The organism is Actinomycetospora aurantiaca, from assembly GCF_037401875.1.
Classification (GTDB): domain Bacteria; phylum Actinomycetota; class Actinomycetes; order Mycobacteriales; family Pseudonocardiaceae; genus Actinomycetospora; species Actinomycetospora aurantiaca.
Map to the genome: position 1 here is coordinate 63,728 of NZ_JBBEGN010000020.1, position 20,539 is coordinate 84,266.

Annotated in this window: 19 protein-coding genes and 1 pseudogene; 11 read left to right on the plus strand and 9 right to left on the minus strand. The window is 74.7% G+C overall.

Translation table 11 applies throughout. The features are described from left to right. Positions 1 to 173: 173 nt before the first annotated feature. A complete protein-coding gene (locus WCD74_RS26085; RefSeq protein ID WP_337697823.1) occupies positions 174 to 1,679 on the plus strand; it encodes a class I adenylate-forming enzyme family protein in 1,506 nt (501 codons plus the stop codon). Here WCD74_RS26085 and WCD74_RS26090 read toward each other — a convergent pair. The 6 genes from WCD74_RS26090 to WCD74_RS26115 are packed head-to-tail and all read right to left on the minus strand — an operon-like array spanning position 1,670 to position 7,754. After that, on the minus strand, positions 1,670 to 2,320 hold the full coding sequence (locus tag WCD74_RS26090; RefSeq protein WP_337697824.1) for a class II aldolase/adducin family protein: 651 nt from the start codon (positions 2,318 to 2,320) through the stop codon (positions 1,670 to 1,672). The genes WCD74_RS26085 and WCD74_RS26090 overlap by 10 nt on opposite strands. Beyond that, positions 2,317 to 3,819, minus strand: coding sequence for an FGGY family carbohydrate kinase (locus WCD74_RS26095; protein WP_337697825.1), 1,503 nt, complete (start codon positions 3,817 to 3,819; stop codon positions 2,317 to 2,319). Before WCD74_RS26095 ends, WCD74_RS26090 begins: the two co-directional genes overlap by 4 nt. Continuing rightward, complete coding sequence (locus WCD74_RS26100; protein WP_337697841.1) at positions 3,816 to 4,859, minus strand: 2-hydroxyacid dehydrogenase; 1,044 nt, start codon at positions 4,857 to 4,859, stop codon at positions 3,816 to 3,818. The genes WCD74_RS26095 and WCD74_RS26100 overlap by 4 nt, the downstream gene beginning before the upstream one ends. A gap of 20 nt (positions 4,860 to 4,879) precedes the next feature. Then, the gene (locus WCD74_RS26105; RefSeq protein WP_337697842.1) at positions 4,880 to 5,335 is read right to left on the minus strand and encodes a ribose-5-phosphate isomerase; all 456 of its coding nucleotides are present in this window, start codon (positions 5,333 to 5,335) and stop codon (positions 4,880 to 4,882) included. Between the two features lie 8 nt (positions 5,336 to 5,343). Next, positions 5,344 to 7,074, minus strand: coding sequence for a dihydroxyacetone kinase family protein (locus WCD74_RS26110; RefSeq protein WP_337697826.1), 1,731 nt, complete (start codon positions 7,072 to 7,074; stop codon positions 5,344 to 5,346). Beyond that, positions 7,071 to 7,754: an HAD family hydrolase gene (locus WCD74_RS26115; protein ID WP_337697827.1), complete on the minus strand. Its 684-nt coding sequence runs from the start codon at positions 7,752 to 7,754 to the stop codon at positions 7,071 to 7,073. Before WCD74_RS26115 ends, WCD74_RS26110 begins: the two co-directional genes overlap by 4 nt. A 149-nt stretch (positions 7,755 to 7,903) precedes the next feature. Here WCD74_RS26115 and WCD74_RS26120 point away from each other — a divergent pair, with 149 nt between their 5' ends. Genes WCD74_RS26120 through WCD74_RS26135 form a run of 4 tightly spaced genes read left to right on the plus strand, consistent with a single transcriptional unit; the run spans position 7,904 to position 12,176 of the window. Continuing rightward, positions 7,904 to 8,683 carry a DeoR/GlpR family DNA-binding transcription regulator gene (locus tag WCD74_RS26120; RefSeq protein ID WP_337697843.1) on the plus strand — a complete coding sequence of 260 codons (780 nt, stop codon included), beginning with the start codon at positions 7,904 to 7,906 and terminating at the stop codon, positions 8,681 to 8,683. A 57-nt stretch (positions 8,684 to 8,740) separates the two neighbouring features. Continuing rightward, a complete protein-coding gene (locus WCD74_RS26125) occupies positions 8,741 to 10,090 on the plus strand; it encodes an MFS transporter (protein WP_337697828.1) in 1,350 nt (449 codons plus the stop codon). After that, positions 10,087 to 11,577, plus strand: a complete 1,491-nt coding sequence (locus WCD74_RS26130) for an FGGY-family carbohydrate kinase (protein WP_337697829.1) — start codon at positions 10,087 to 10,089, stop codon at positions 11,575 to 11,577. Before WCD74_RS26125 ends, WCD74_RS26130 begins: the two co-directional genes overlap by 4 nt. Next, a complete protein-coding gene (locus tag WCD74_RS26135) occupies positions 11,574 to 12,176 on the plus strand; it encodes a histidine phosphatase family protein (protein ID WP_337697830.1) in 603 nt (200 codons plus the stop codon). The genes WCD74_RS26130 and WCD74_RS26135 overlap by 4 nt, the downstream gene beginning before the upstream one ends. Before the next feature lie 13 nt (positions 12,177 to 12,189). On the opposite strand, the gene WCD74_RS26140 is transcribed toward WCD74_RS26135, so the two are convergent. Continuing rightward, positions 12,190 to 12,672 (minus strand): Rv1443c family protein, encoded by a 483-nt coding sequence (locus WCD74_RS26140; protein WP_337697831.1) that lies wholly within the window; start codon positions 12,670 to 12,672, stop codon positions 12,190 to 12,192. A gap of 111 nt (positions 12,673 to 12,783) precedes the next feature. Between WCD74_RS26140 and WCD74_RS26145 the strand changes: the two genes are divergently transcribed. After that, positions 12,784 to 13,674 carry a serine hydrolase gene (locus WCD74_RS26145; RefSeq protein ID WP_337697832.1) on the plus strand — a complete coding sequence of 297 codons (891 nt, stop codon included), beginning with the start codon at positions 12,784 to 12,786 and terminating at the stop codon, positions 13,672 to 13,674. A 4-nt stretch (positions 13,675 to 13,678) separates the two neighbouring features. Here the strand turns inward: WCD74_RS26145 and WCD74_RS26150 are convergent, their stop codons facing one another. Then, positions 13,679 to 14,194, minus strand: coding sequence for an isochorismatase family protein (locus tag WCD74_RS26150; RefSeq protein ID WP_337697833.1), 516 nt, complete (start codon positions 14,192 to 14,194; stop codon positions 13,679 to 13,681). 25 nt (positions 14,195 to 14,219) lie between these two features. Here WCD74_RS26150 and WCD74_RS26155 point away from each other — a divergent pair, with 25 nt between their 5' ends. The 4 genes from WCD74_RS26155 (at position 14,220) to WCD74_RS26170 (ending at position 18,831) form a co-directional block, all read left to right on the plus strand. Continuing rightward, positions 14,220 to 15,434, plus strand: a complete 1,215-nt coding sequence (locus WCD74_RS26155; RefSeq protein WP_337697834.1) for an acyl-CoA dehydrogenase family protein — start codon at positions 14,220 to 14,222, stop codon at positions 15,432 to 15,434. After that, the gene (locus WCD74_RS26160) at positions 15,431 to 15,937 is read left to right on the plus strand and encodes an adenylyltransferase/cytidyltransferase family protein (protein ID WP_337697835.1); all 507 of its coding nucleotides are present in this window, start codon (positions 15,431 to 15,433) and stop codon (positions 15,935 to 15,937) included. The genes WCD74_RS26155 and WCD74_RS26160 overlap by 4 nt, the downstream gene beginning before the upstream one ends. Further along, positions 15,934 to 17,217, plus strand: a complete 1,284-nt coding sequence (locus WCD74_RS26165) for a BPG-independent phosphoglycerate mutase family protein (RefSeq protein ID WP_337697836.1) — start codon at positions 15,934 to 15,936, stop codon at positions 17,215 to 17,217. Before WCD74_RS26160 ends, WCD74_RS26165 begins: the two co-directional genes overlap by 4 nt. Positions 17,218 to 17,304: 87 nt before the next feature. Beyond that, positions 17,305 to 18,831, plus strand: coding sequence for a DHA2 family efflux MFS transporter permease subunit (locus tag WCD74_RS26170; RefSeq protein WP_337697837.1), 1,527 nt, complete (start codon positions 17,305 to 17,307; stop codon positions 18,829 to 18,831). A gap of 10 nt (positions 18,832 to 18,841) precedes the next feature. Here WCD74_RS26170 and WCD74_RS26175 read toward each other — a convergent pair. After that, positions 18,842 to 19,957 (minus strand): annotated as a pseudogene (locus tag WCD74_RS26175) (MFS transporter); the annotation flags it as partial. 99 nt (positions 19,958 to 20,056) lie between these two features. Between WCD74_RS26175 and WCD74_RS26180 the strand changes: the two are divergent. Beyond that, positions 20,057 to 20,338 carry a putative quinol monooxygenase gene (locus WCD74_RS26180; protein WP_337697838.1) on the plus strand — a complete coding sequence of 94 codons (282 nt, stop codon included), beginning with the start codon at positions 20,057 to 20,059 and terminating at the stop codon, positions 20,336 to 20,338. The last annotated feature ends 201 nt before the right edge of the window (positions 20,339 to 20,539 follow it).

Sequence of the window (20,539 nt, forward strand, 5' to 3'; positions counted from 1 at the left end):
CGCGCGGTGCGGTGCGTCCCGGGAAGCGTCCGGCGCCGAGGCCTCCGGTCCTGTCCCCCGACGGGCCCGCGCTCCGGGGGAACCCTCCGTCCTCTCGTCGGAGGACACCCGCAGTGCACTGTCACTCGTCCGGACGATGGATCTGCTCGGAACCGGGAGGAACGGTACGAAGCGTGACCGACACCGTGGCGCCGCCCGAGGTGCACCCGTCCGTCGAGCAGATCGTCACCGCCCTCGAGGCGGCGGCCGACCGGGTCGTCCTGGTCCACCCCCACGGCCGGACGACCGGCACCGAGCTCCTCGCGGCGATCCACCGGTACGCCCGGGCACTCGACGGCCTGGGCATCAGCTCCGGCGACCTGGTGGCGCAGTACGCCCCGAACCGGCCCGAGGCCCTGGCGGTGCGCTACGCGACGCACCTGATCGACGCAGGCGCGGTGTACCTCTCCGCGCCGCCCGGAGCCGACCGCCGGGCGCGCCAGCTCGAGCAGATCGACCCGCGGCTGGTGGTGGTGTTCCCGCAGACCGCGCACTGGCTGCCGGAGACGACGGCGCCGGTCGCCTCGGTCGGTCCGGTCGACGGCGTCGAGGTGCGGCTCGACGAAGTCGCCGCCGCGGCGTCCGCCGAGCCGTTCGCGTCGCGCTCGCAGCTCGGCGACCTGGGCACGGTGCTGTCCTCCGGCGGGACGACGGGCATCCCCAAGGCCAGCATCCGCGACGTCGCCGCGTGGGCCGCCGCCGTGGCCACGCCGCACCGTCCGGAGCGCCGCCAGCTCGCGTCCGGGGCCGAGGCGTACCTGACGCAGATCCTCGTCGCGCAGACGATCATCGGCGGCGGCACGGTCGTGCTCCGCGACGACTCCGAGCCCGCTGCACTGCTCGAGCAGATCGAGGCCGAGCGGATCACCGACCTGTTCCTCGTTGAGTCGCAGCTTGTCGAGCTGATCGACCACCCCGACGTCGAGCGGCGCGACCTGTCGAGTCTGCGGACCCTCACGCACATCGGCGCCTCGGCCTCGCCCGCGCTGCGACGCCGGGCGTACGAGCGGCTCGGGCCGGTCCTGCAGCACACCTACGGCGCCAGCGAGATGGGCATCGTCAGCGTGCTGCGGCCCCACGAGTACGACCCGTCCGACGACGAGCGCGCCACGAGTGCAGGCCGCATCCTGCCCGGTGTCGACGTCCGCTTCCGCGCCACGGACGGAACCCTCGACCCGGCGTCGGGAAGCATCGAAGTCCGCTCACCGGCCATGGCGCACGGCTACCGCAACCGTCCGCAGGAGCAGGGCGAGCACTTCGTCGACGGCTGGTACCGCACCGGCGACCTCGGCCGCCTCGGCGCGGACGGCCACCTGCACATCCTCGGCCGGGCGGTCGACTGCGCCGTGGTCGACGGCCGGCTGGTGACCCCCACCGCGCTCGAGGAGACCCTGATGGGGCTGCCGTCGGTCCGCTACGCCGTGGTCGTGGCCGACCTCGCGCACGGCCGGCGGGTCGCGGCGGTGCTGCCGTGGGCCGGCGACCAGGTGGACGTGCAGGCGTGCCGTGATGCCGTGGCGGCCGTGCACGGTGAGGCGGTGGCGGCCACGCTCGTCGTGGTGCCGATGGAGGAGCTCCCGCTCACCGAGCAGGGGAAGCCCGACCGCGCCGCGATCCTGGTCCGGGCGCCTCAGCGCTGACCGTAGCCGCGGAGGCGTTCGATCACGTCGGCGACCTGGCCTTCGTCGAGCAGCCGCGGGGTGCCGACCGCGGCCGCGCGCAGCCACACGTCGCAGAGCCACTCGAGGTGCGCGGCGCCGTCGTAAGCCGCGCGCAGCGAGGAGCCGAGCACGATCGTCCCGTGGTGGCGCATGACCGCGGCCGTGCGGTCGGCGAGGGCGGCCGAGGTGTTCTCGGCCAGCTCGTCGGTGCCGTAGGGCGCGTACTCGGCCACCGACACCTCGCCGCCGAAGATCGCGGTCTGGTAGTGCACGAGCGGCACCTCGTCGCGCAGCAGCGACAGGGCGACCGCCGCGGCGGAGTGGGTGTGGACCACCGCGGACGCCCCGTGCCGGGCGTAGCAGAGCAGGTGCAGCGGCAGCTCGCTGGTCGGCCGGAGCGTCCCGAGGACGGGAGTGCCGTCCAGGTCGACCACGCAGACGTCGTCGGCGGTCATCGTGTCGTACGCGACCCCTGACGCCGTCACCGCGATCAGGTCGCCCACCCGCATGCTCAGGTTTCCGGCGGTCCCGGCCACGAGCCGGTCGGCGACCAGCCGCCGCGCGTGCTCCGCGACCGAGGACCGCGCGGCGGCGAGGGCGGGATCGTCGGGTGGCGTCACCGCGGTGTCGTACCAGAGAGCGCGAAGTCCTGCGCCTGCCGCGCCCAGAACTCCCGCGCGGTGTCGACGTGGGCGCGGTAGCGCCGGTAGCCGGGTTCGTAGCAGTCGTCGGCGTGCGCGCTGGGCTCGACCGTGCGCGAGGGGGCCGCCCAGTCGGCCGGGTCGACGTCGTCGCCGAGTGCCCGCAGGGCGGTGACGGCGGCCCCGCGGGTCCCCAGGCCGGGGTCGTCCGGAACCACCAGCGGCACGTTCAGCACGTCCGCGAAGATCTGCGCCCACGGACCGGAGCGCGACCCGCCGCCGCAGGCCACCAGCCGGCCCTGCACGTGCGACGCCTCGGCCGCCCGTTCGAAGCAGTTCCGGGCCGTGTACGCGATGCCCTCGCACACCGCCCGGACCACCTGGCCCCGCGTGGTGGAAAGCGTGACGCCCTCGACCTGGCCGCGGGCACGGGTGTCGACGAAGGGGGCCCGCTCGCCCGAGGCGGACAGGAAGGGCAGCGCCGAGACCCCGCCCGCGCCGGGCACCGTGCCGTCCAGCAGGTCCCCGAGTGCGTCGATCCCCACGCCGAGGAAGTCCAGCAGCCAGTCCAGTCCGGCGGTCCCGACCATCGCCGGCATGGCGCGCAGCCACCGGTCCGGCTCCGGGGTGCACAACCACATCCCGGCCGGCTCGCCCGCCGCGTCGATGTCGACCGTGTCGGTGAAGACCTCGCACGCCAGCGTCGTCCCGATGATGAGCAGCCCGTCGCCGGGTCGCGACAGCCCCGCGCCCACCGCGCACGCCGGCAGGTCGAAGGGTCCGCCGGTCACGGGAGTGCCGACGGGCAGCCCGGTGATCTCCGCTCCGCGCCGGTCGAGGGCGAGGACCGTGCCGGCCGGGGTCGGTTCGGCGAGCAGGTGCCGCTGGTCCTCGACCCCGCACGCCGCGATCGCCTCGTCGTCGTACCGCCTCGCCACCACGTCGAGGAAGGGCAGCGAGGCGTCGGAGGCGTCCACGGTGACCTCGCCGGTGAGGCGCTGGATCAGCGCGTCCACGCAGTAGCCCGCGACGGCGGCCCGGTCGAGGGCCTCCGGCTCGTGCCGGGCGAGGTGGTGGAGCAACGGGGCGTGGCAGCCGGGGAAGAGCCCGGAGCCGGTCCGCCCGTAGACCCGGTGCACCGTGCCGTCGTCCTGCCAGCGCCGGACGACCTCGCCCGCGCGGTCGTCGAGCCAGGAGATCGGCGGGCGGGTCGCGTACCCGTCGGCGTCGCGCAGCCACAGGCCGTCGCCCTGCCCGGTGATCGCGAGCACCCGCACCGGCCGGTCGCCGACGTCGGCGACCACCCGTCCGATGACGTCGGCCGCGCTGCCCAGGACGTCCTCGAGGTCCTGCTCGACCCGGCCGTCGTCGTACTGCTCGAGCCGTGACGCCCGCTCGGCCGAGGCGAGCTTGCGCCCGTCGTCGTCGTAGGCGTCGGCCTTGGTCATCGACGTCCCGACGTCCACCCCGATGATCATCGCTTCCCCCCGACGGCGTTGGCGGGATGGGCGAGGGCCTCACCGCGCAGGAAGCGGGCCGCCTCGCCCGCGGCGATCGCGGCGGCCCGGTGCGCGGTCTGACGGGTGGCGCCGGCGAGGTGCGGGGTCGCGACGACGTTCGGGGCGGCGTGCAGCGGCCAGTCGTCGGGCGGGGGCTCGACGTCGTAGACGTCGAGCGCGAGCCCGCCGAGCCGGCCCGACTCCAGCGCCGCCGGCAGCGGGCCGTAGTCCAGCAGGCCGCCCCGGGCGGTGTTGACGAGCACCGCGCCGTGGGGGAGCAGGTCGAGCTCGCGGGCCCCGATCAGGCCGCGGGTCTCGTCGGAGAGCCGGGCGTGCAGGGACACCACGCTCGCGCGGCGCAACAGGTCGTCGAGGTCGGTGAGCTCGATGCCCTCCTCGGCCGGCGCGTAGGGGTCGGACACCAGCACGGTCGCGCCGAAGGCCCGCAGCACGCGGGCGACGATCCGGCCGATCGCCCCGTACCCGACGAGGCCGACGGTGGCGCCCTCCAGCTCGAGCCCGGCCTCGTCGTAGGCGTAGAAGTCGCCACGCCAGCGCCCGTCGCGCAGCTCCCCGTCGGCGAGCGGGATCCGACGCAGGGTCGCGAGCATCATGCCGACGGCGAACTCCGCGGCGGCGGCCGCGTTGCGTCCGGGAGCCTGGGCCACGGCGACGCCGGCGGCGTCCGCGGCCGCCAGGTCGACGTTGACCGGGCCGCCCCGGCACACCGCGACCATCTCCAGGTCGGGGCACGCGTCGAACACCCGCGCCGTGAACGGGGCCATCTGGGTCAGGCAGATCCGGGCCCCGTCGAGGGCGTCGATCAGGTCGTCCTCGGACCCGGAGGCCTCCTCGACCACGCTCTCGCCGGTGCCGACCGGACCGAACGGATCGGTCGGCCAGCCGGCGGTCAGGGTCCGGCCCTCGAACCCGCCGAACTCGGTGGCGCCCTCGGCCCGGAGGGCCTCGAGGAACAGGTCCGGGGCGACGAAGTGGTCGCCCGCGGCGAGCACACGCAACATCGGGTGGCTCCTCTCGCTCAGCTGTCCTGCTCGAACGCGGTGATGTGGGCGACCTTCTCGGCACTGGCCGAGGTCGGGTCGAACTCGTGGCCGAGCCACTCGTCGACGATCTTCTTCGCCAGTTCCGGGCCGATGACGCGGCCGCCCATGCAGAGCACCTGGCAGTCGTTGGAGCGGACGGAGCGCTCCGCGGAGTAGCTGTCGTGGGCCACCGTCGCGCGGATGCCCTCGACCTTGTTCGCCGAGATCGCCATCCCGATCCCGGTGCCGCACACGAGGACGGCGCGGTCGGCCTCGCCGTGCGCGACCGCCTGCGCCGCGGCCAGACCGAGCAGCGGGTAGGCGCGGTCGTCGGACTCGTCGGGGACGCCGAAGTCGGTCACCTCGGCGACCCGGTCGTCCTCGCGCAGCATCTGCGCGAGGGTGTCCTTGAGCGCGACGCCCGCGTTGTCGGCGGCGACGGCGATGCGCATCCGTGCGGTCACTTCTCCTCCTCCAGGGCGGTCGCGATCGCCACGGCCATCAACGCGAACGAGGTGGCCCCCGGGTCGGGGCTGCCGCGGCCGCGGTCGCCGAGGCGGGCGGCCCGGCCGACGGCCGGCGTCAGGTCCGCCGTGGCCGCGGCGGCGTCGTGGGCGGCATCGGCGGCGGCGCGCCAGGCGCCGGTCACCGGCTCGCCGGCGTGCTCGCGCAGGGTCGTGGTGAACGCGTCGACCGCGTCGACCATCGTCTTGTCGCCGGGCCGGGCGCCGCCGAGCCCGGTGACGCCGCGCTGGGCGGCGTCCAGGGCGTCGGCGAGCGCCTCGGTGGTGACGGCGGCGTCGCCGTGCGGCGTCAGACCGCCACCGGTCTCGGTGAGCAGGAGCCCGAAGAGGGCGCCCGACGCCCCGCCGGCCGCGTCCGCCAGGGCCGTCCCGGCCGTGAGGAGTGCGGTGCCGACGTCGTGGGCGGTGTCCCCCTCGCAGCCCGTGGTGCGGGCCGCGGCGACGGCCGCCCGCATCCCGCGCACGATGCCCTGTCCGTGGTCGCCGTCGGCGGCGACCGCGTCGAGACGGCCGAGCTCGTCCTCGTGCTCGGTGACGGCCTCGAGGGCCGCGGTGAGAAGCCGCCCGGTGACCCCGCCCTGGGACGCGTCGGTGTCCTCCAGGGCGATCAGCGACACCGGGCCGTCCTCGCGGGCCGGACCGTCCCCGACCGAGGCCAGCGTCCCGCCGGCGGGCAGCCGGAAGCCCGGCGTCTCGCACGGGGCGTCGTAGAGCGCGGCCAGCTCGTCGTCGAGCGGCATCAGGGTCAGCGAGAGCCCGGCCATGTCCATGCTCGTCACGAACTCGCCGACCTCGGGGCGGTGGGGGGTGAGCCCGGCCTGCCGCAACCGCTCGTCGACCCGGCCGTAGGTGATGAACAGGTCCTCGTAGGTCGTGGAGCCCAGGCCGTTGAGCAGGACCGCGACGCGCCCGTCGCCGGACGGCAGCTGGGGCAGGAGCTGGTCGACGAGCGCGTCGGCCAGCTCGTACGCGTCCATGGCGTCCGCCGTGCGCATGCCCGGCTCGCCGTGGATGCCGAGCCCCAGCTCGATCGAGCCCGGGGCGACGGTGAACAGCGGCTCGTCCGCGCCGGGCAAGGTGCACCCGTCGAACGCGGCGCCGAAGGTCCGGGTGGCCGCGTTGGCCCGCTCCCCGGCGGCCATGACGGCGTCCAGGTCGTCGCCGCGCTCGGCGGCGGCGCCCAGGGCCTTGAACACGAAGAAGTCCCCGGCGACCCCGCGGCGGTCGGACGCCCGCTCGGCGGGAGCGCTCGCGACGTCGTCGGTGACGATCATCTGCCGCGCATCGATCCCGTCGGCGGCCAGGCGTCGCCCGGCGAGGCCGAAGTGCATGACGTCGCCGGCGTAGTTGCCGTAGGAGAAGACGACGCCCGCTCCGCCGTCGACGGCCCGGGCGGTCCGGTAGGCCTGCTCCGCGGACGGGCTGGTGAAGACGTCGCCCACGACGGCGGCGTCGGCCAGACCCGGCCCGACGAGGCCCGCGAAGGCCGGGTAGTGCCCGCACCCGCCGCCGATGATCACGGCGACCTTGCCGCGGCGCGGTGCGGCGTTCGAGAGCACCCCGAACGCTCCCGGGGCCGGGCGGACGGTGCGGGCGTAGGCCGCGCAGAGCCCGGCCATCCAGCGCTGCTTGAAGGTGGTCGGCTCGGAGAGGGTCGTGGCGGTCATCGGACGGTCTCCACCGCGAGCAGGTCGACGATCTCCGCGTGCGCCGCGGCCACCCCGTCGGCGTGGCGCGTGGCCAGGGCGAGCGCGTCCGGCTTCGGCGGGTACGTCGGGTTCGGGATCGCGACGACGGTCATGCCGGCGGCCGCGGCCGCGCGGATGCCGTTGCTGGAGTCCTCCACCCCCACGCACCGCGTCGGGTCGACGTCGAGGCGGCGGGCCGCCTCCAGGTAGACGTCCGGCCCCGGCTTGCCCCGGTCGACCTCGGCGGAGGAGACCGTGGCGCCGAACGACGACGTCAGGCCGTTCGCCTCGAGCACGGCGTCGATCAACCGGCGGGGAGCCGATGTGGCGAGCGCGACCGGGACGCGGCCGGCGACGTCGCGGACCATGTCCACCGCGCCGGCGTAGGGCTCCATCCGGCCCTGCCCGAGCGCGTCGACCATGTCGTCGACGACCGCCCGCTCGCAGGTCGCGGCGTCGTCGTGCCCGCCGGCCCGCTCGGCCAGGTAGGACGACCACTCCGGGGCGCTCATGCCCTGCACGTGTCCCGTGTCCTCGGCGGCCCACGTGACCCCGTGGCGGGCCGCGTACCGGGTCCACATCTCCTCCCAGAGGTGCTCGCTCTCGATGAGCACCCCGTCGAGGTCGAACACCACGGCGGTGAGTGGGTGGTTCGTCATCGTCGATCTCCTCCCAGCGACGATGCGAAGTTAACATTCAAGATGTGATCAAGGAAGGAGTTCGCGTGATCCGAGTCATCCAGTCCGGGCGTGCTCGCTCGGTCGCGGCGGGGTGATCCGCGATGCTGGGCGACGTGAGCACCGAACCGATGACGACGAAGGGCGGCCACGCGCGCAGCACGCGCCAGCAGCGGATCGTCGACCACGTCCTCGCGGCCGGCTCCGCGAGCGCGACCGAGCTCGTCGAGCTGACGGGCGTGAGCCTGATGACCGTCCACCGCGACGTCGACGAGCTCGTCCGGCGCGGTCTCGTGCGGAAGTACCGCGGCGGGGTGTCGGCCCAACCGACCTCGGTCTTCGAGTCGCACTCGGAGTACCGCCGCACGGTGCGCCTGGCCGAGAAGGGCGCGATCGCGGCCGCGGCCGTCGCACTGGTCGAGCCCGGGTCCTCGATCGTGCTGGACGACTCGTCGACGGCGTTGGCGCTGGTCGACCGCCTGCCGGAGGTCGGCCCGCTGACGGTGGTGACCAACTACCTCCCGGCGCTGGAGACGCTCAAGACCATGCCGGAGGTCCGGCTGATCGCCCTCGGCGGCGACTACTCGCGCACCCACGACTCCTTCGGCGGCATCGGCTGCCTGGAGGCGATCGCGGCCATGTCGGTCGACGCCGCGTTCGTCTCGACGTCGTCCATGACGGGCTCGATGACCTTCCACCAGGAGCAGGAGATCGTGGCGGTGAAGCGGGCGATGCTCGACATCGCGACCCGCCGGGTCCTGCTCATGGACTCGAGCAAGGCGCCGCGGCGGGCACTGCACCAGCTGCGTCCGCTGGCGGCCTTCGACGACCTCGTGGTCGACGAGGGCGTGCCCACGGACCTCCTCGAGGAGATGCGCGAGCACATCCGAGTCACGGTGGCGCCCTTGTGAATTTAACACTCGTGCTGATACATGTGATGCGCCGCACTGCCGAGGAAGGGCGCAGACATGACCTCCACGTCGACCGCGGACGGCCCCCTGGTGGGCATCGAACGCTGGGGCATCCCGTACCCGTTACGCTGGGGCTTCGTCGGGGTCCTGATCTTCATGATCGGCGACGGCGTGGAGACCAGCTTCCTGTCCGCCTACCTCGCCGACCCGGCCGGCGGCGCGCTCGACGGCGCCCAGGCCTCCTTCGCCACGGTGACCCTCTACGGCGTCGCCGCGCTGGTCGCGTCGTGGTTCTCCGGCACCCTCTCGGCCATCTGGGGGCCGCGCCGCGTGATGTGGCTGGGCGCGGCGATCTGGATCGTCCTGGAGATCCTGTTCCTGTTCGTGGCGATCCCGGCCCAGGACGCCACGCTGATCATCACCACCTACGCCGTGCGCGGTCTCGCCTACCCGCTGTTCGCGTTCGCCTTCCTCGTCTGGATCCAGACCATCGCCAAGCCCCGCATGCGGGGCTCGGCCGCGGGCTGGTTCTGGTTCGCCTTCACCGGCGGGCTGCCGACCCTGGGTGCCGCCTTCGCCGCCATCGCGGTCGGGCCGCTGGGCATCAGCGAGTACGGGACGCTGGTCATCTCGCTCGTCCTGGTCGCGATCGGGGCCGCGATCGGCTGCTTCGCGGTCACCGAACCGCAGGGGCTGCGCCCGATCGCGGACGCGTCCACCCCGCACCCCAGGAGCCTGCGCCGCCTCACCGAGGGCGTCGACATCCTGTGGCGCGACCGGCGCACGATCGCCGGCTTCTTCGTCCGGCTCGTCAACACCGCCCCGCAGTACGGTTTCTTCGCGATGTTCCCCTTCGTGTTCGGCCCCGAGACCCCGGGCGGGGGCTTCCTGACGACCGCGCAGGTCGCGGTCCTCGCCACGGTCGCCTACGCCGCGAACATCGGGGCCAACCTGTTCTTCGGCGTGTTCGGCGACCACTTCGGCTGGCGCCGCACCGTGACGGTCTTCGGGTGCCTGGGCTGCGCGGTCGCGGTCCCGCTCTGGTACTTCGGCGCGATCGCCTCGCAGAGCTTCCTGCTCACCGCGATCCTGGGCGCCGTCTACGGCATCGTCCTCGCGGGCTTCGTCCCGCTCTCCGCGCTCATGCCCTCGATGGTGGAGCTGAAGGACAAGGGCGCCGCACTGGCCGTGCTCAACACCGGCGCCGGCGGGGCCGCCCTGCTCGGCCCGCTCACCGTCACCGCGTTCTTCCCGCTGTTCGGCGGCGGGGGCGTCGTGATCGCGTACTGCGCGATGTACCTCATGGTCGCCGCGCTGTCGCTGGTGATCCGCTCGGACGTCGACCCCGCGGTCGCACGCCGCCGTGAGCAGGAGCAGGCGGTCGCCGCCCGGGACGTGCCCGCGTGAGTGGTGCGGTCTTCCTCGGGGTCGACCTCGGGACCCAGAGCGTCCGCGCCGCGGCGGTGGACGACGACGGGCCGCTCCCGGCGGTCGCCTCGCGGGCGCTGCACAGCTCCCGGTGGCGGGCCGACGACGGCTCGGCACGCCACGAGCAGGACCCGGCGGCGTGGTGCGCGGCGGTGGACGCGGTCGTCGCCGAGGTCGTCGCCGGGCTCGCGGACCCGGCTGCCGTGCGGGGCATCGCGGTGGACGGGACCTCCGGGACGGTCGTGGCCCTCGGCGCGGCGGGCGGGCCGGCCGGGCCCGGGGTCATGTACGACGACGCCCGCGGCCACCGGCACGCGGAGCGCGTCCGGACGGTGGGCGCCGAGCTCTGGGACCGCCTGGGCTACCGCGTCGGCGAGACGTGGGCCCTGCCGACGCTGCTGGCCCTCGGCCCCGCGCCGGGCTACCGGCACCAGACCGACGTCGTCACCGCGCACCTGGTCGGCGCGCCGACCGCCTCGGACGCCTCCACGGCGCTGAAGTCCGGGTACGACGCACTCGACGGGCGGTGGCCCGTCGAGGTGTTCGAGGAGCTGGGGCTGGACCCGACGACCCTGCCCACGGTCGTAGCGCCGGGCTCCGTGCTCGGCGGGGTCGGGGCGGCGGTGGCCGGGCGGACGGGCCTCGCCGCCGGCACGCCCGTCGTCGCCGGGATGACTGACGGCTGCGCGGCCCAACTGGCCGCCGGCGCCGTCGCGCCCGGGCAGTGGAACGCCGTGCTCGGCACGACGCTGGTGCTCAAGGGGGTCAGCGAGACGCTCCTCCGGGACCCGGGCGGCACCGTGTACTGCCACCGGGGACCGCAGGGCGGGTGGTGGTGGCCGGGTGGCGCGTCGAACACGGGCGCGACCGTCCTCGCCGACCTGGTCGATCCATCGCGGTTCGAGGCTCTGACGGCCGCGCTGGACCGGGACCCGGTGCGGCCGCCGGTGGTGCTGCCGCTGCCGGGGCGCGGGGAGCGGTTCCCGTTCGCGGCGCCCGACGCCGAGGGTCTCTGGCTGCCCGACGACGGCGGTGCCGCCCGGCCGCTGTGCGAGCTCGCCGCGGCGGTGGGGGAGGAGGCGGCGTTCGCCGGGGTCGCCGAGGGGGTCGCCTTCGTCGAGCGCCTGGCGTTCGAGCGGGTCGCGGCCCTCGGCGCGGACGTGTCGGGGACCCGGTCGATCACCGGCGGGGCCACCGCGAACCGCTGGTGGAACCAGCGTCGCGCGGACGTCCTCGGGGTGCCGCTGGATCGGCCCGACCAGGCCGAACCCGCCGTCGGGATGGCCCTGCTCGCGCAGGCCGCCGTCGCCGCCGACGGGGGAGACCCGGACCTCGTCGCTGCGGCGCGGGCGGTCCGGGACGCCGCGGCTGTCGAGACCTGCGAGCCGCGCCCGGACGCGGCGCTGGAGGACCGCTACGCGCGGTTCCGCGCCGCGCTCGCGGAGCGGGGATGGGTGGATCCGTGACCGAACTCGTGCTGGTCCGGCACGGCGAGACCGAGTGGCACGCGGAGAACCGGTACGCGGGCCGGACCGACGTCGCCCTGACCCCGCGCGGCCTGGAGCAGGCCGCGGAGCTCGCAGGCTGGGCCGCGGACGCCGCCCCGGACCTCGTGCTGTGCTCGCCGCTGTCGCGGGCCCACCGCACCGCAGCGCCCGCCGCCGAGGCGGCGGGCTGTGCGCTCGTCGTGGAGCCCGACCTGGTCGAGGTCGACTTCGGCGAGGGCGACGGGCTCACTCGCGAGGAGATGGCCGAACGCTTCCCCGACGCCCTCGCGGCGTTCCTCGCCGCGCCCGCCTCGCACCCCTTCCCGGGCGGGGAGCGGGGCGACGCCGCCGTGGCGCGGGCCCGCCCCGTCCTCGACCGGATCGCCGCCGACCGGCCCGACGCCCGGGTCCTCGTGGTCGCCCACCAGACGTTGCTGCGGCTGCTGCTGTGCGACCACCTCGGCCTGCCGCTCGACCACTACCGCGCGGTCTTCCCCCGCCTGGAATCCACCGCGCGCACCGTGCTCGTGCCCTCGTCGACCGGTCCGGCGGCCCTGCTCCGGCTGAACGCACGGTGAGTATTCGGGCCGGTCATCCCGCGAAGTGGCGCGCCAGGCGGTGGTGGCGGTGCCGGAAGAACGCAGCGAGGACCGTCCGCAGCACCGGCCCGGCCCAGCGGAGGGCGATCCTCGGGACGAGGACGATCCGGTCCTCGACGTCGGTCCCGCCGCCGGGGGCGGGCGTCAGCGTCCGCTCGTGGACCCAACGTCGCATGCTGAGCATCGTCGACTCCTCCCGGAACCGTCGGCCCTGCTCGAGGTCGGTGATGGTCAGGTGGTCGTGGTCGACGGGGACGACGCCGAACAGGCGCACCCACGCGCGTCCGATCGGCTCGCCCAGCGGGAGGGTGTCGATCCTCAGGGCCTCCGCGCCCCGCGGCATCGACATCGTCAGCCACGGGCGCATCTCGTCGTTGATGCCCTCCGGGCTGGTCACGCGGTGCCACACCGCCTCGACGCCGCCGGCCACCGTCGAGCGCTGGACGAAGGTCCACTCGCCGCCGCGCCGGGTCACCCGCGGGACGGTACGGGCTCCCGGGGCTCGAGCCGCTCCTCGTCGTGAGGCTCACGTGAGGGCCGGACCGCTCCGGCGCGCGGCGTCGCCGCCGTCGGCACACGATGGGATGTGCGCTTCTCCACGCGACGGCGTGGGGGCCTCGTCGGGGCCCTGCTCGTCGTCGTCCTCGGGGCGGGGTGCTCGGCGACGCCGCCGGCCACCGCGCCCCCAGCTACTCCGCCGCCCGCCTCGCCCAGCAGCACGGCGGCGCCGTCCACCCCGGCGCCCGACCCCGCCCCGCTGCAGGCCGCCGTGGACGCCGCCGACGCGAGTGTGACCCGGAGCGGGGCCGACGTCGGGATCGCCGTGCTCGACCGCATGACCGGCCTGTCCGCCGCCAACGACGAGGCGGCGCGGGCGTTCAACTCGGCGTCGTTGTCGAAGGTCCTCACGGTCGTGGACCTGCTCGTGCGCGGCGGCGAGGGCGCGGTCACGGTCTCCGAGGACGACCGGGAGCTCGTGCGCGAGGCCCTGGGTCCGAGCGACGACGGCGCCATGAACACCCTGTGGAGCCGCTTCGGCGGGCAGGCGGGCATCACGCGGGTGATCCAGCGCCTCGGTCTGCAGGACACACGGGTGCCCGACGACGCGTCCCAGTGGGGCGAGGTGCAGATCTCCGCGCGCGACATGACCACCGTGCTCCGCTTCGTCCTCGACGGTCTCGCCCCCGCCGACCGCGACCTGGTGACCGGCGCGATGACGGCCGCCCCCGCTGCCGCGGCCGACGGTTTCGACCAGGCCTTCGGGCTGCTCGACCCCGACCGGCGCGGGACCGCCGCGGCCAAGCAGGGCTGGCTGTGCTGCCTGCAGAACAGCATCGACCTGCACTCCGCGGGCACCACGGACACCGACGGCCGCTACGTCGTCGCGATCCTGTCCAACCAGCCCCGTGGCTACCCGGCCGCCCGGCAGGTCCTCGACGACGCCGCGGCGGCCATCCGGGACACGCTCATGACCTGACGGGCTACTTGATCAGCGCCTGCACCTCGCGGAAGGCCGGGTTTGCACTCGAGCCCAGCCACTCGAACACGACCATCTCCGTCGTCACCACCTCGACGCCGTGTTCGCGCATCCGGGCGAGCGCGGCCTCGCGGTTCTCCGGCGCCCGGCTGCCGACCGCGTCCGCCACCACCGCCACGTCCTGCCCCGCGGCTCGCAGGGCGAGCACGGTCTGCAGCACGCACACGTGCGCCTCACAGCCGCACACGACCGCCCGCGGCCGCTCGAGCTGCAGCGACGCCGCGAACGTCGACTTCGTGACGGCGGGTGCGGGCAGCAGCTCCGCGACCTCGTCGACCGTGGGTCCGAGCTTCGCCGGGTCCTGCTCGGTCGTGGTCACCGGCACGTCCAGGCGCGTGGCCGCCCGGACCAGCCGGGCGGCGTTGCGCAGCACCTCCGACGCACCCGCGATCGCCGGCATCAGCCGCTGCTGGAGGTCCACGACGAGGAGGACCGAGGTCTCCGCGGTGAGCGCCGGCACGAGGCCCGACCCTAGATTGCTCGGCATGCACCTGGGTATGTCGGAGCGGGTCGAGCGCTACCGGGAGAGGTTCGCGGCCTTCCTCGCCGACGAGGTCGCGCCGCTCGAGGAGGACCTGGCGCGGGCCGACGTCGGGACGCCGTTCAACCCGCGTCTCGACGAGGCCGGCCGCATGCACCCCGCGGTCTGGGAGGCACGCCGGGAGGCGCAGCGCCGGTCGGCGGCGGCGGGGCTGTACGCGCCGCACGTCGGCCCGGACGCCTTCACGCGACCGGAGATGCAGCACGTGGAGGAGTTCGTCTACCGCCACGCCGGTCTCGGGCTCGGCCTGGCCGCGCTCGCCTGGACCGAGGGGCCGAACGCCGCGATCGAGCACGCGGGGGCCGAGGCCCGCGAGCGCTGGGTGGAGCCGCTCGAGCGCGCCGAGATCACCGCGGCGTTCGCGAACACCGAGCCCAGCGCCGGCACCGACGTCCTGGCCATCACCACCCGCGCCCGCCGCGAGGGCACCGACTGGATCCTCGACGGCCACAAGGCCTGGATCACCAACGCGCACTTCTGCGACGTCATCCAGGTCACCGCCGTCACCGAGCCGGGCGCCGGGACGCGCAGCCTGACCATGTTCCTGGTCGACGCGACCGCGCCCGGCGTCACCCGCGGCCGCGACATCCCGACGATGCTCGACGACGGCCTGACCGGCGAGCTGCACTTCGACGGCGTCCGGATCCCCGCCGAGCACGTCGTGGGGGAGCCCGGCGACGGTTTCGCCCTGGCGATGACGTGGATCAACTGGCGACGGCTCATCCGCGGCGGCATGTGCGCCGGGTGGGGGTCGTGGCTGCTGGAGCGCGCGGTGGACCGGGCCCGCACGCGCACCTCCGGCGGCCGGCCGATCGCCGAGCTGCAGGTGATCGCGCACATGCTCGCCGACATCGACGCGGACGTGTACTCCGCCCGCGCGGCGTCCCTGCAGATCCAGGCCGACCTCGAGGCGCTGCCCGGCGGGCCCTACGCGATCCCGCTGGACCCGGCGGCGCCGCGGCTGCTGAGCCTGATCAAGGTGATCAACGACGAGGGGTTCTTCCGCGTGGCCGACCGCGCGATGCAGATCCACGGCGGGACCGGCCTGCGGCGCGGTTCGCCGGAGGAGAAGCTCTTCCGGGTCGCCCGCAACCTGCGCATCCCCGCCGGGACGGACGAGATCCAGCGCAACGCGATCGCCCGCGGCCTCCTGCGGTGAGTCTGGCCGCCGTCACGGGCCGCTTCCAGCCGGTGCACGCCCAGCACCTCGACCTGTTCGCCCACGCCCTCGCGCGCCACGACGAGCTGGTCGTGGCCGTGACCAACCCGGACGCCCGCGCCCGCCGTCGCGAACCGACCTCGGAGCACCGGCACACCGACGCGGCGAACCCGTTCACGTACTACGAGCGCGCCCGGCTGCTCGCCGCCGCACTCGCCGGTGCCGGGCTCGCGGCGACCGTCGTCCCGTTCGACCTGACCCGCCCCGACGTCTGGCCCGACTACGTCCCGGTCGACGCCCACCACTACGTGCGCGCCTACTCGGCGTGGGAGACCGAGAAGGCCGACCAGCTGCGGGCGGGCGGCTACACCGTCACGGTGCTCGAGGGCGACCCGGCCACGAAGGTGGACGCGACCGACATCCGGGCGCGGTTCGCCGACGGCGCGTGGGTCGACCTGGTGCCGCCCGCGACCGTGCCCCTGCTGCGGGAGCTGCTGGCATGACGGCGGGTGCGCCGGACGACCGGCTGCCGGTGGTGCTCGTCGTGCTCGACGGGCTGGGGGACCGGGCGATCCCCGCGCTCGGCGGCCGCACTCCGGCGGAGGCGGCCCGGACCCCGGTGCTCGACGCGCTGGCCGCCCGCGGCTGCTCGGGCTGGCACCTGCCCTTCGGGTGGGGGAGGGCACCGGCCTCCGAGCTCGCGCACTGGGCGATGTTCGGGTTCGCCGACGTCCCGTTCCCGGGCCGGGCGGTGCTCGAGGGGCTGGGGGCGGGGCTCGACGTCCCGGGCGGGGTCGCGACGACGTTCGCCGCGCTGCGGACCTCGCGGGGCGATGACGACGGGCGGGTCTGGATCACCGGACGCTGCGGGCCCGACGACGCCGACGAGGCGGCGGCCCTCTTCGACGCCCTCCGGCCCGTCGCCGGTGCCCACGGGATCGACCTCACCGAGCTCGGTGGTCGCGGGGAGGCCCTGCTCACGCTGCCGGGGTGCGACGACGGCGCCGTCACCGACTCCGACCCGTCCTTCGAGGACCACCACCCCTGGCTGCGCGTGCGGCCCTGCTCCCCGGGTGCGGCTCCGACGGCGGAGCGGCTCCACGCCTTCCTGCTCGACGCCCGACGGCGACTGGCCGGGCACCGCCTCGACGTCCTGACGACGAAGTGGTCCGGCCGGCGCGACCCGCTGCCGACCTTCGTCGAGCAGACCGGGGTCGCGGGCGCCGCCGTGACGAGCACCCGGCTCTACCGCGGGATCGCCGCCCTGCTCGGGATGGCGTCCCGGCACGTGCCCCCGGTGCCGGACGCCGGGGAGGACCTGGCGGCGCGGCTGGTCGTCGCGCAGGACCTGATCGACGACGGCGCCCGGTTCGTCCACGTGCACACGAAGGCCACCGACGAGGCCGGCCACACCAAGGACCCGCGCGCGAAGCTCGAGGTGCTCGAGGCGGCCGACCCCGGGCTCGCGGGGCTGCTCGACCTCGCCGGTCGGGCCGTCGTCGCGGTCACCGGTGACCACGCCACCCCGTCGGTGGACGGCGTGCTGCACTCCGGCGACCCGACCCCGCTCGTCGTCGCGGGCCCCACCGTCCGGCCGGACCCGGTCGTCGCGTTCGGCGAGGCGCCGGCCGCCGCCGGCTGGTACGGCCGGGTCGCGGCCGCGGAGCTGCTGCCGCTGCTCTTCGGGCACGCGAACCGCCCGGACTTCCTCGGCCACCGGCCCACCCCCCGCCGCACGCTCGCGCTGCCGGACGCGCCGGAGGCGGTCGTCGTCGAGCAGTGAGGACCCAGAGCGGACAAAGCGACCGAAAGTGCCCTGACCAGCGACGATGCGTGCTGTCGGAGCACGCGGTGGGGCACACTCCCACCCATGACGACGACGGCGGCCGAGCGTTCGGCGCCCGCGCCGGCCCCGCCGTCGGGACGGCAGACGCCCTGGATCGTCGCGCTTCTGGTGCTCGTCACCGGCATGTTCATGTCGGTGCTCGACGTCAGCATCGTCAACGTCGCGATCCCCGCGATGCAGAAGGACTTCGGCGTCACCACCGACGACATCCAGTGGGTGTCGACGGCGTACTCGCTCGCGCTGGGCGTGGTCGTGCCGGTGAGCGCGTGGCTGGGGGAGCGGCTCGGGCTCGGCCGGGCCTACGTGTTCTCGCTCGTGGGCTTCGGCCTCGGCTCCGCGCTGTGCGGGCTCGCGTGGGACATCCACTCGATGATCGCGTTCCGCATCCTGCAGGCGATCCCCGGCGGCATCATCCCCGTGGTCGCGCTGTCGATGGTCTACAAGATCGTCCCGCGGGAACGGATCGGCGCCGCGATGGGCCTGTACGGCCTCGGCATCGTGTTCGCGCCCGCCGTCGGGCCCACGCTCGGTGGCTACCTCGTCGAGTACGTCGACTGGCGCCTGATCTTCTTCATCAACGTCCCGATCGGGATCGTGGGGGCGATCGCGGCCGTGGTGTGGCTGCCGATGGAGCGGGGCGCGAAGGGGCGGTCGTTCGACGTCCTGGGCTTCCTCGCGATCGCCTCGGGCCTGTTCGCCCTGCTGCTGGCGCTGTCCGAGGGGCAGTCGTGGGGCTGGACGTCGTACCCGGTCCTGATCCTGCTGGTCTACGGGCTGCTCGCGCTGGCGCTGTTCGTGGTGATCGAGCTCGAGGTGGACGAACCGCTGCTCGACGTGCGTGTGTTCGGCTACTGGGCGTTCACGAACTCGCTGCTGCTGATCGCCGTGCTGTCGATCGGGCTGTTCGGGGTGCTGTTCTTCATCCCGCTCTTCCTGCAGCAGTCCCAGGGACTGGGCGCCTTCGACACCGGGCTGCTGCTGCTCCCGCAGGCCCTGGTGATGGGCGTCCTCATGCCGGTCGCGGGGCGGCTCTACGACCGCATCGGGCCGCGCTGGCCCGCCGTCGTCGGGCTGACGATCCTCGCGATCGGCACGTGGATGCTGCGGGACCTGTCGGTGGACACGTCCTGGAACGAGCTCCGGTGGCTGCTCGTGTTCCGGGCCGTCGGGATGGGCCTCGCGATGATGCCGATCATGACCGGCGGCATCTCCGCCGTCCCGCCCGACCGGGTCTCGGGGGCCAGCGCGTTCAACAACGTCACCCAACGCACGGCCTCGGCGATGGGGCTGGCCGCCCTGACCGCGCTCCTGTCCTCCGAGCAGGCCCAGGACGTCTCGGACACCGGCGCCGCGATGCACATGGCCCCGCGGACGCCGATGCTCGAGCAGTACATGAGCTACTCGCAGGTGCAGGCGCACGCCTTCGTCACCGCGATGGACAACCTGATGATGGTGACCGCGGTCCTGACGGCGGTCGGGGTGCTGCTGGCGTTCCGCCTGCGGTCGGGGCCGGCGCCGGCGTCGTCGGGACCGGCCGTCGTGGAGGCCTGACGAGCGCTCCGGCGACGGCGGCGACGGCGGCGGCCACGAAGGCGCCCGGGAGGGAGACCGCGTCCGCGACCGCACCCAGCACCGGCGCCCCGACGGCCTGCCCGACCGCGATCAGCAGGAACGCCGCTCCCGCACCGACGACCGGTCGGTCGGGGTGGACGCGCATGCCCCACAGCAGCAGGAGGCCGGTCAGCGCGATGTAGACCGCGCCGAACACCGCGCCGGTGACGACGGCGAGGGGCGCGACGTCGGCGGCGAGGCCCAGCAGCGCGGTGGAGGCGGCCAGCAGCACCATCGCCCCGGTCCATGCCCGCGGCAGCCCGAGCCGGGTCGTCAGGTCGCCGGCGAGGGCGCCGAGCAACCCGGCACCGCCGAGGGCGATCCACATGACGATGCCGGTGAGGTCGCCGGAGCCGGTGCTGACGACGTCGCGGCCGAAGGTCCAGACGGCGGCGCTGCTCAGCCCCATCGCGGCGGCGGCGACGAGGAGACGGACGTCGCCCGGCGCGCGGGGGAGGCGGAGGCCGCCCGCCGGTCCGGGTCGGCGGGTGTCGGACCGGGGGAGGACCAGGGCGACCCACAGGGTGACGAGGGCGGCGATCGCCGAGAAGCCGGCCCAGGCCCAGCGCCAGTCGTCGGCGAGCAGCAGGGCGACCGGTCCGGAGACCAGGACGCCGACACCGGTCCCGGCGTTGACGACGGTCTGCATCCGCGGTTCGAGGTGGGCCGGGGCCCGGCGGGCGACCGCCTGCGCGAGCGGCGGCGAGGCCAGGCCCGTGCTCGAGCCGGCGAGGACGACGCCCGCCGTCAGGACCGGCGTGCCGGAGGCCAGCGCGATGACCGCGGTCCCGACGGTGGCCGCCAGGCCGGCCGCGATCGCCACGGGTCGTGCGCCCCACCGCGTCGTGGCGGCGGTGGCGGCGACGACCGCGACGCAGTAGGCGGCGTAGCTCCCGGACGCGATCGCGCCCACCGTGGCCGCCTCGAGGCCGAACTCGGCCCGGAAGCTCGGGACGAACAACCCGTAGGCGAAGCGGGCGAGCCCGTAGCAGACGGCGATCAGGGACATGCCGGCCGCGGCCGTCGCGATCGCGGCTCGGACGTGGGTGGGCTGTCTCATGAGCATGGAGAGTCCGCCTGTCTATACCGATCGGTGTACAAGGCCGACAGTACACCGCTCGGTCTAGTCCTTGTTCAGGACCATCTCGTTGCTACCCTGCGTCGCATGCTCATCATCGCCGGCTACATCACCGTGCCTCCCGAGGATCGGGACCAGGCCGTCGCGACGTTCGCGGACCTGGTGCGGCGCGCGCGGGAGGCGCCCGGATGTCTCGACGTGGCCATCACCGCCGACTCCGTCGACCCGGGTCGGATCAACAACGTCGAGCGCTGGCGGTCGTGGGAGGACGTGGACGCGTGGCGGGCGCAGGCCCGTGCTCCGGAGGTCACCATCCTCACTGACCACGTGCGGATGTACGACGCGTCGAACGAGCGGTCGCCGTTCTGAGCGAGGTTGCTCCGAACGGCTCTTGATCTTCTCGAACACGTGTTCGATGATGGAGGCATGACGGCGGCGGTGTGGTACCTGGACCCGAACGGGTCCTGGCGTCCCCGCGCCGAACGCACCCCGATGCCGCCGTCGGGCGAGCCGGGTGAGCGGTTGGCGCGGCTCCTGCCGCTCCGGCCGCCGGAACCGGAGCCCGACGCC

Bases quoted from the DNA above. Each gene is read 5' to 3' on its own strand.
- WCD74_RS26095 (WP_337697825.1), bottom strand. From the start codon at position 3,819: ATGATCATCGGGGTGGACGTCGGGACGTCGATGACCAAGGCCGACGCC.
- WCD74_RS26105 (WP_337697842.1), bottom strand. From the start codon at position 5,335: ATGCGCATCGCCGTCGCCGCCGACAACGCGGGCGTCGCGCTCAAGGAC.
- WCD74_RS26110 (WP_337697826.1), bottom strand. From the start codon at position 7,074: ATGACCGCCACGACCCTCTCCGAGCCGACCACCTTCAAGCAGCGCTGG.
- WCD74_RS26115 (WP_337697827.1), bottom strand. From the start codon at position 7,754: ATGACGAACCACCCACTCACCGCCGTGGTGTTCGACCTCGACGGGGTG.
- WCD74_RS26120 (WP_337697843.1), top strand. From the start codon at position 7,904: ATGACGACGAAGGGCGGCCACGCGCGCAGCACGCGCCAGCAGCGGATC.
- WCD74_RS26125 (WP_337697828.1), top strand. From the start codon at position 8,741: ATGACCTCCACGTCGACCGCGGACGGCCCCCTGGTGGGCATCGAACGC.
- WCD74_RS26155 (WP_337697834.1), top strand. From the start codon at position 14,220: ATGCACCTGGGTATGTCGGAGCGGGTCGAGCGCTACCGGGAGAGGTTC.
- WCD74_RS26165 (WP_337697836.1), top strand. From the start codon at position 15,934: ATGACGGCGGGTGCGCCGGACGACCGGCTGCCGGTGGTGCTCGTCGTG.
- WCD74_RS26170 (WP_337697837.1), top strand. From the start codon at position 17,305: ATGACGACGACGGCGGCCGAGCGTTCGGCGCCCGCGCCGGCCCCGCCG.
- WCD74_RS26180 (WP_337697838.1), top strand. From the start codon at position 20,057: ATGCTCATCATCGCCGGCTACATCACCGTGCCTCCCGAGGATCGGGAC.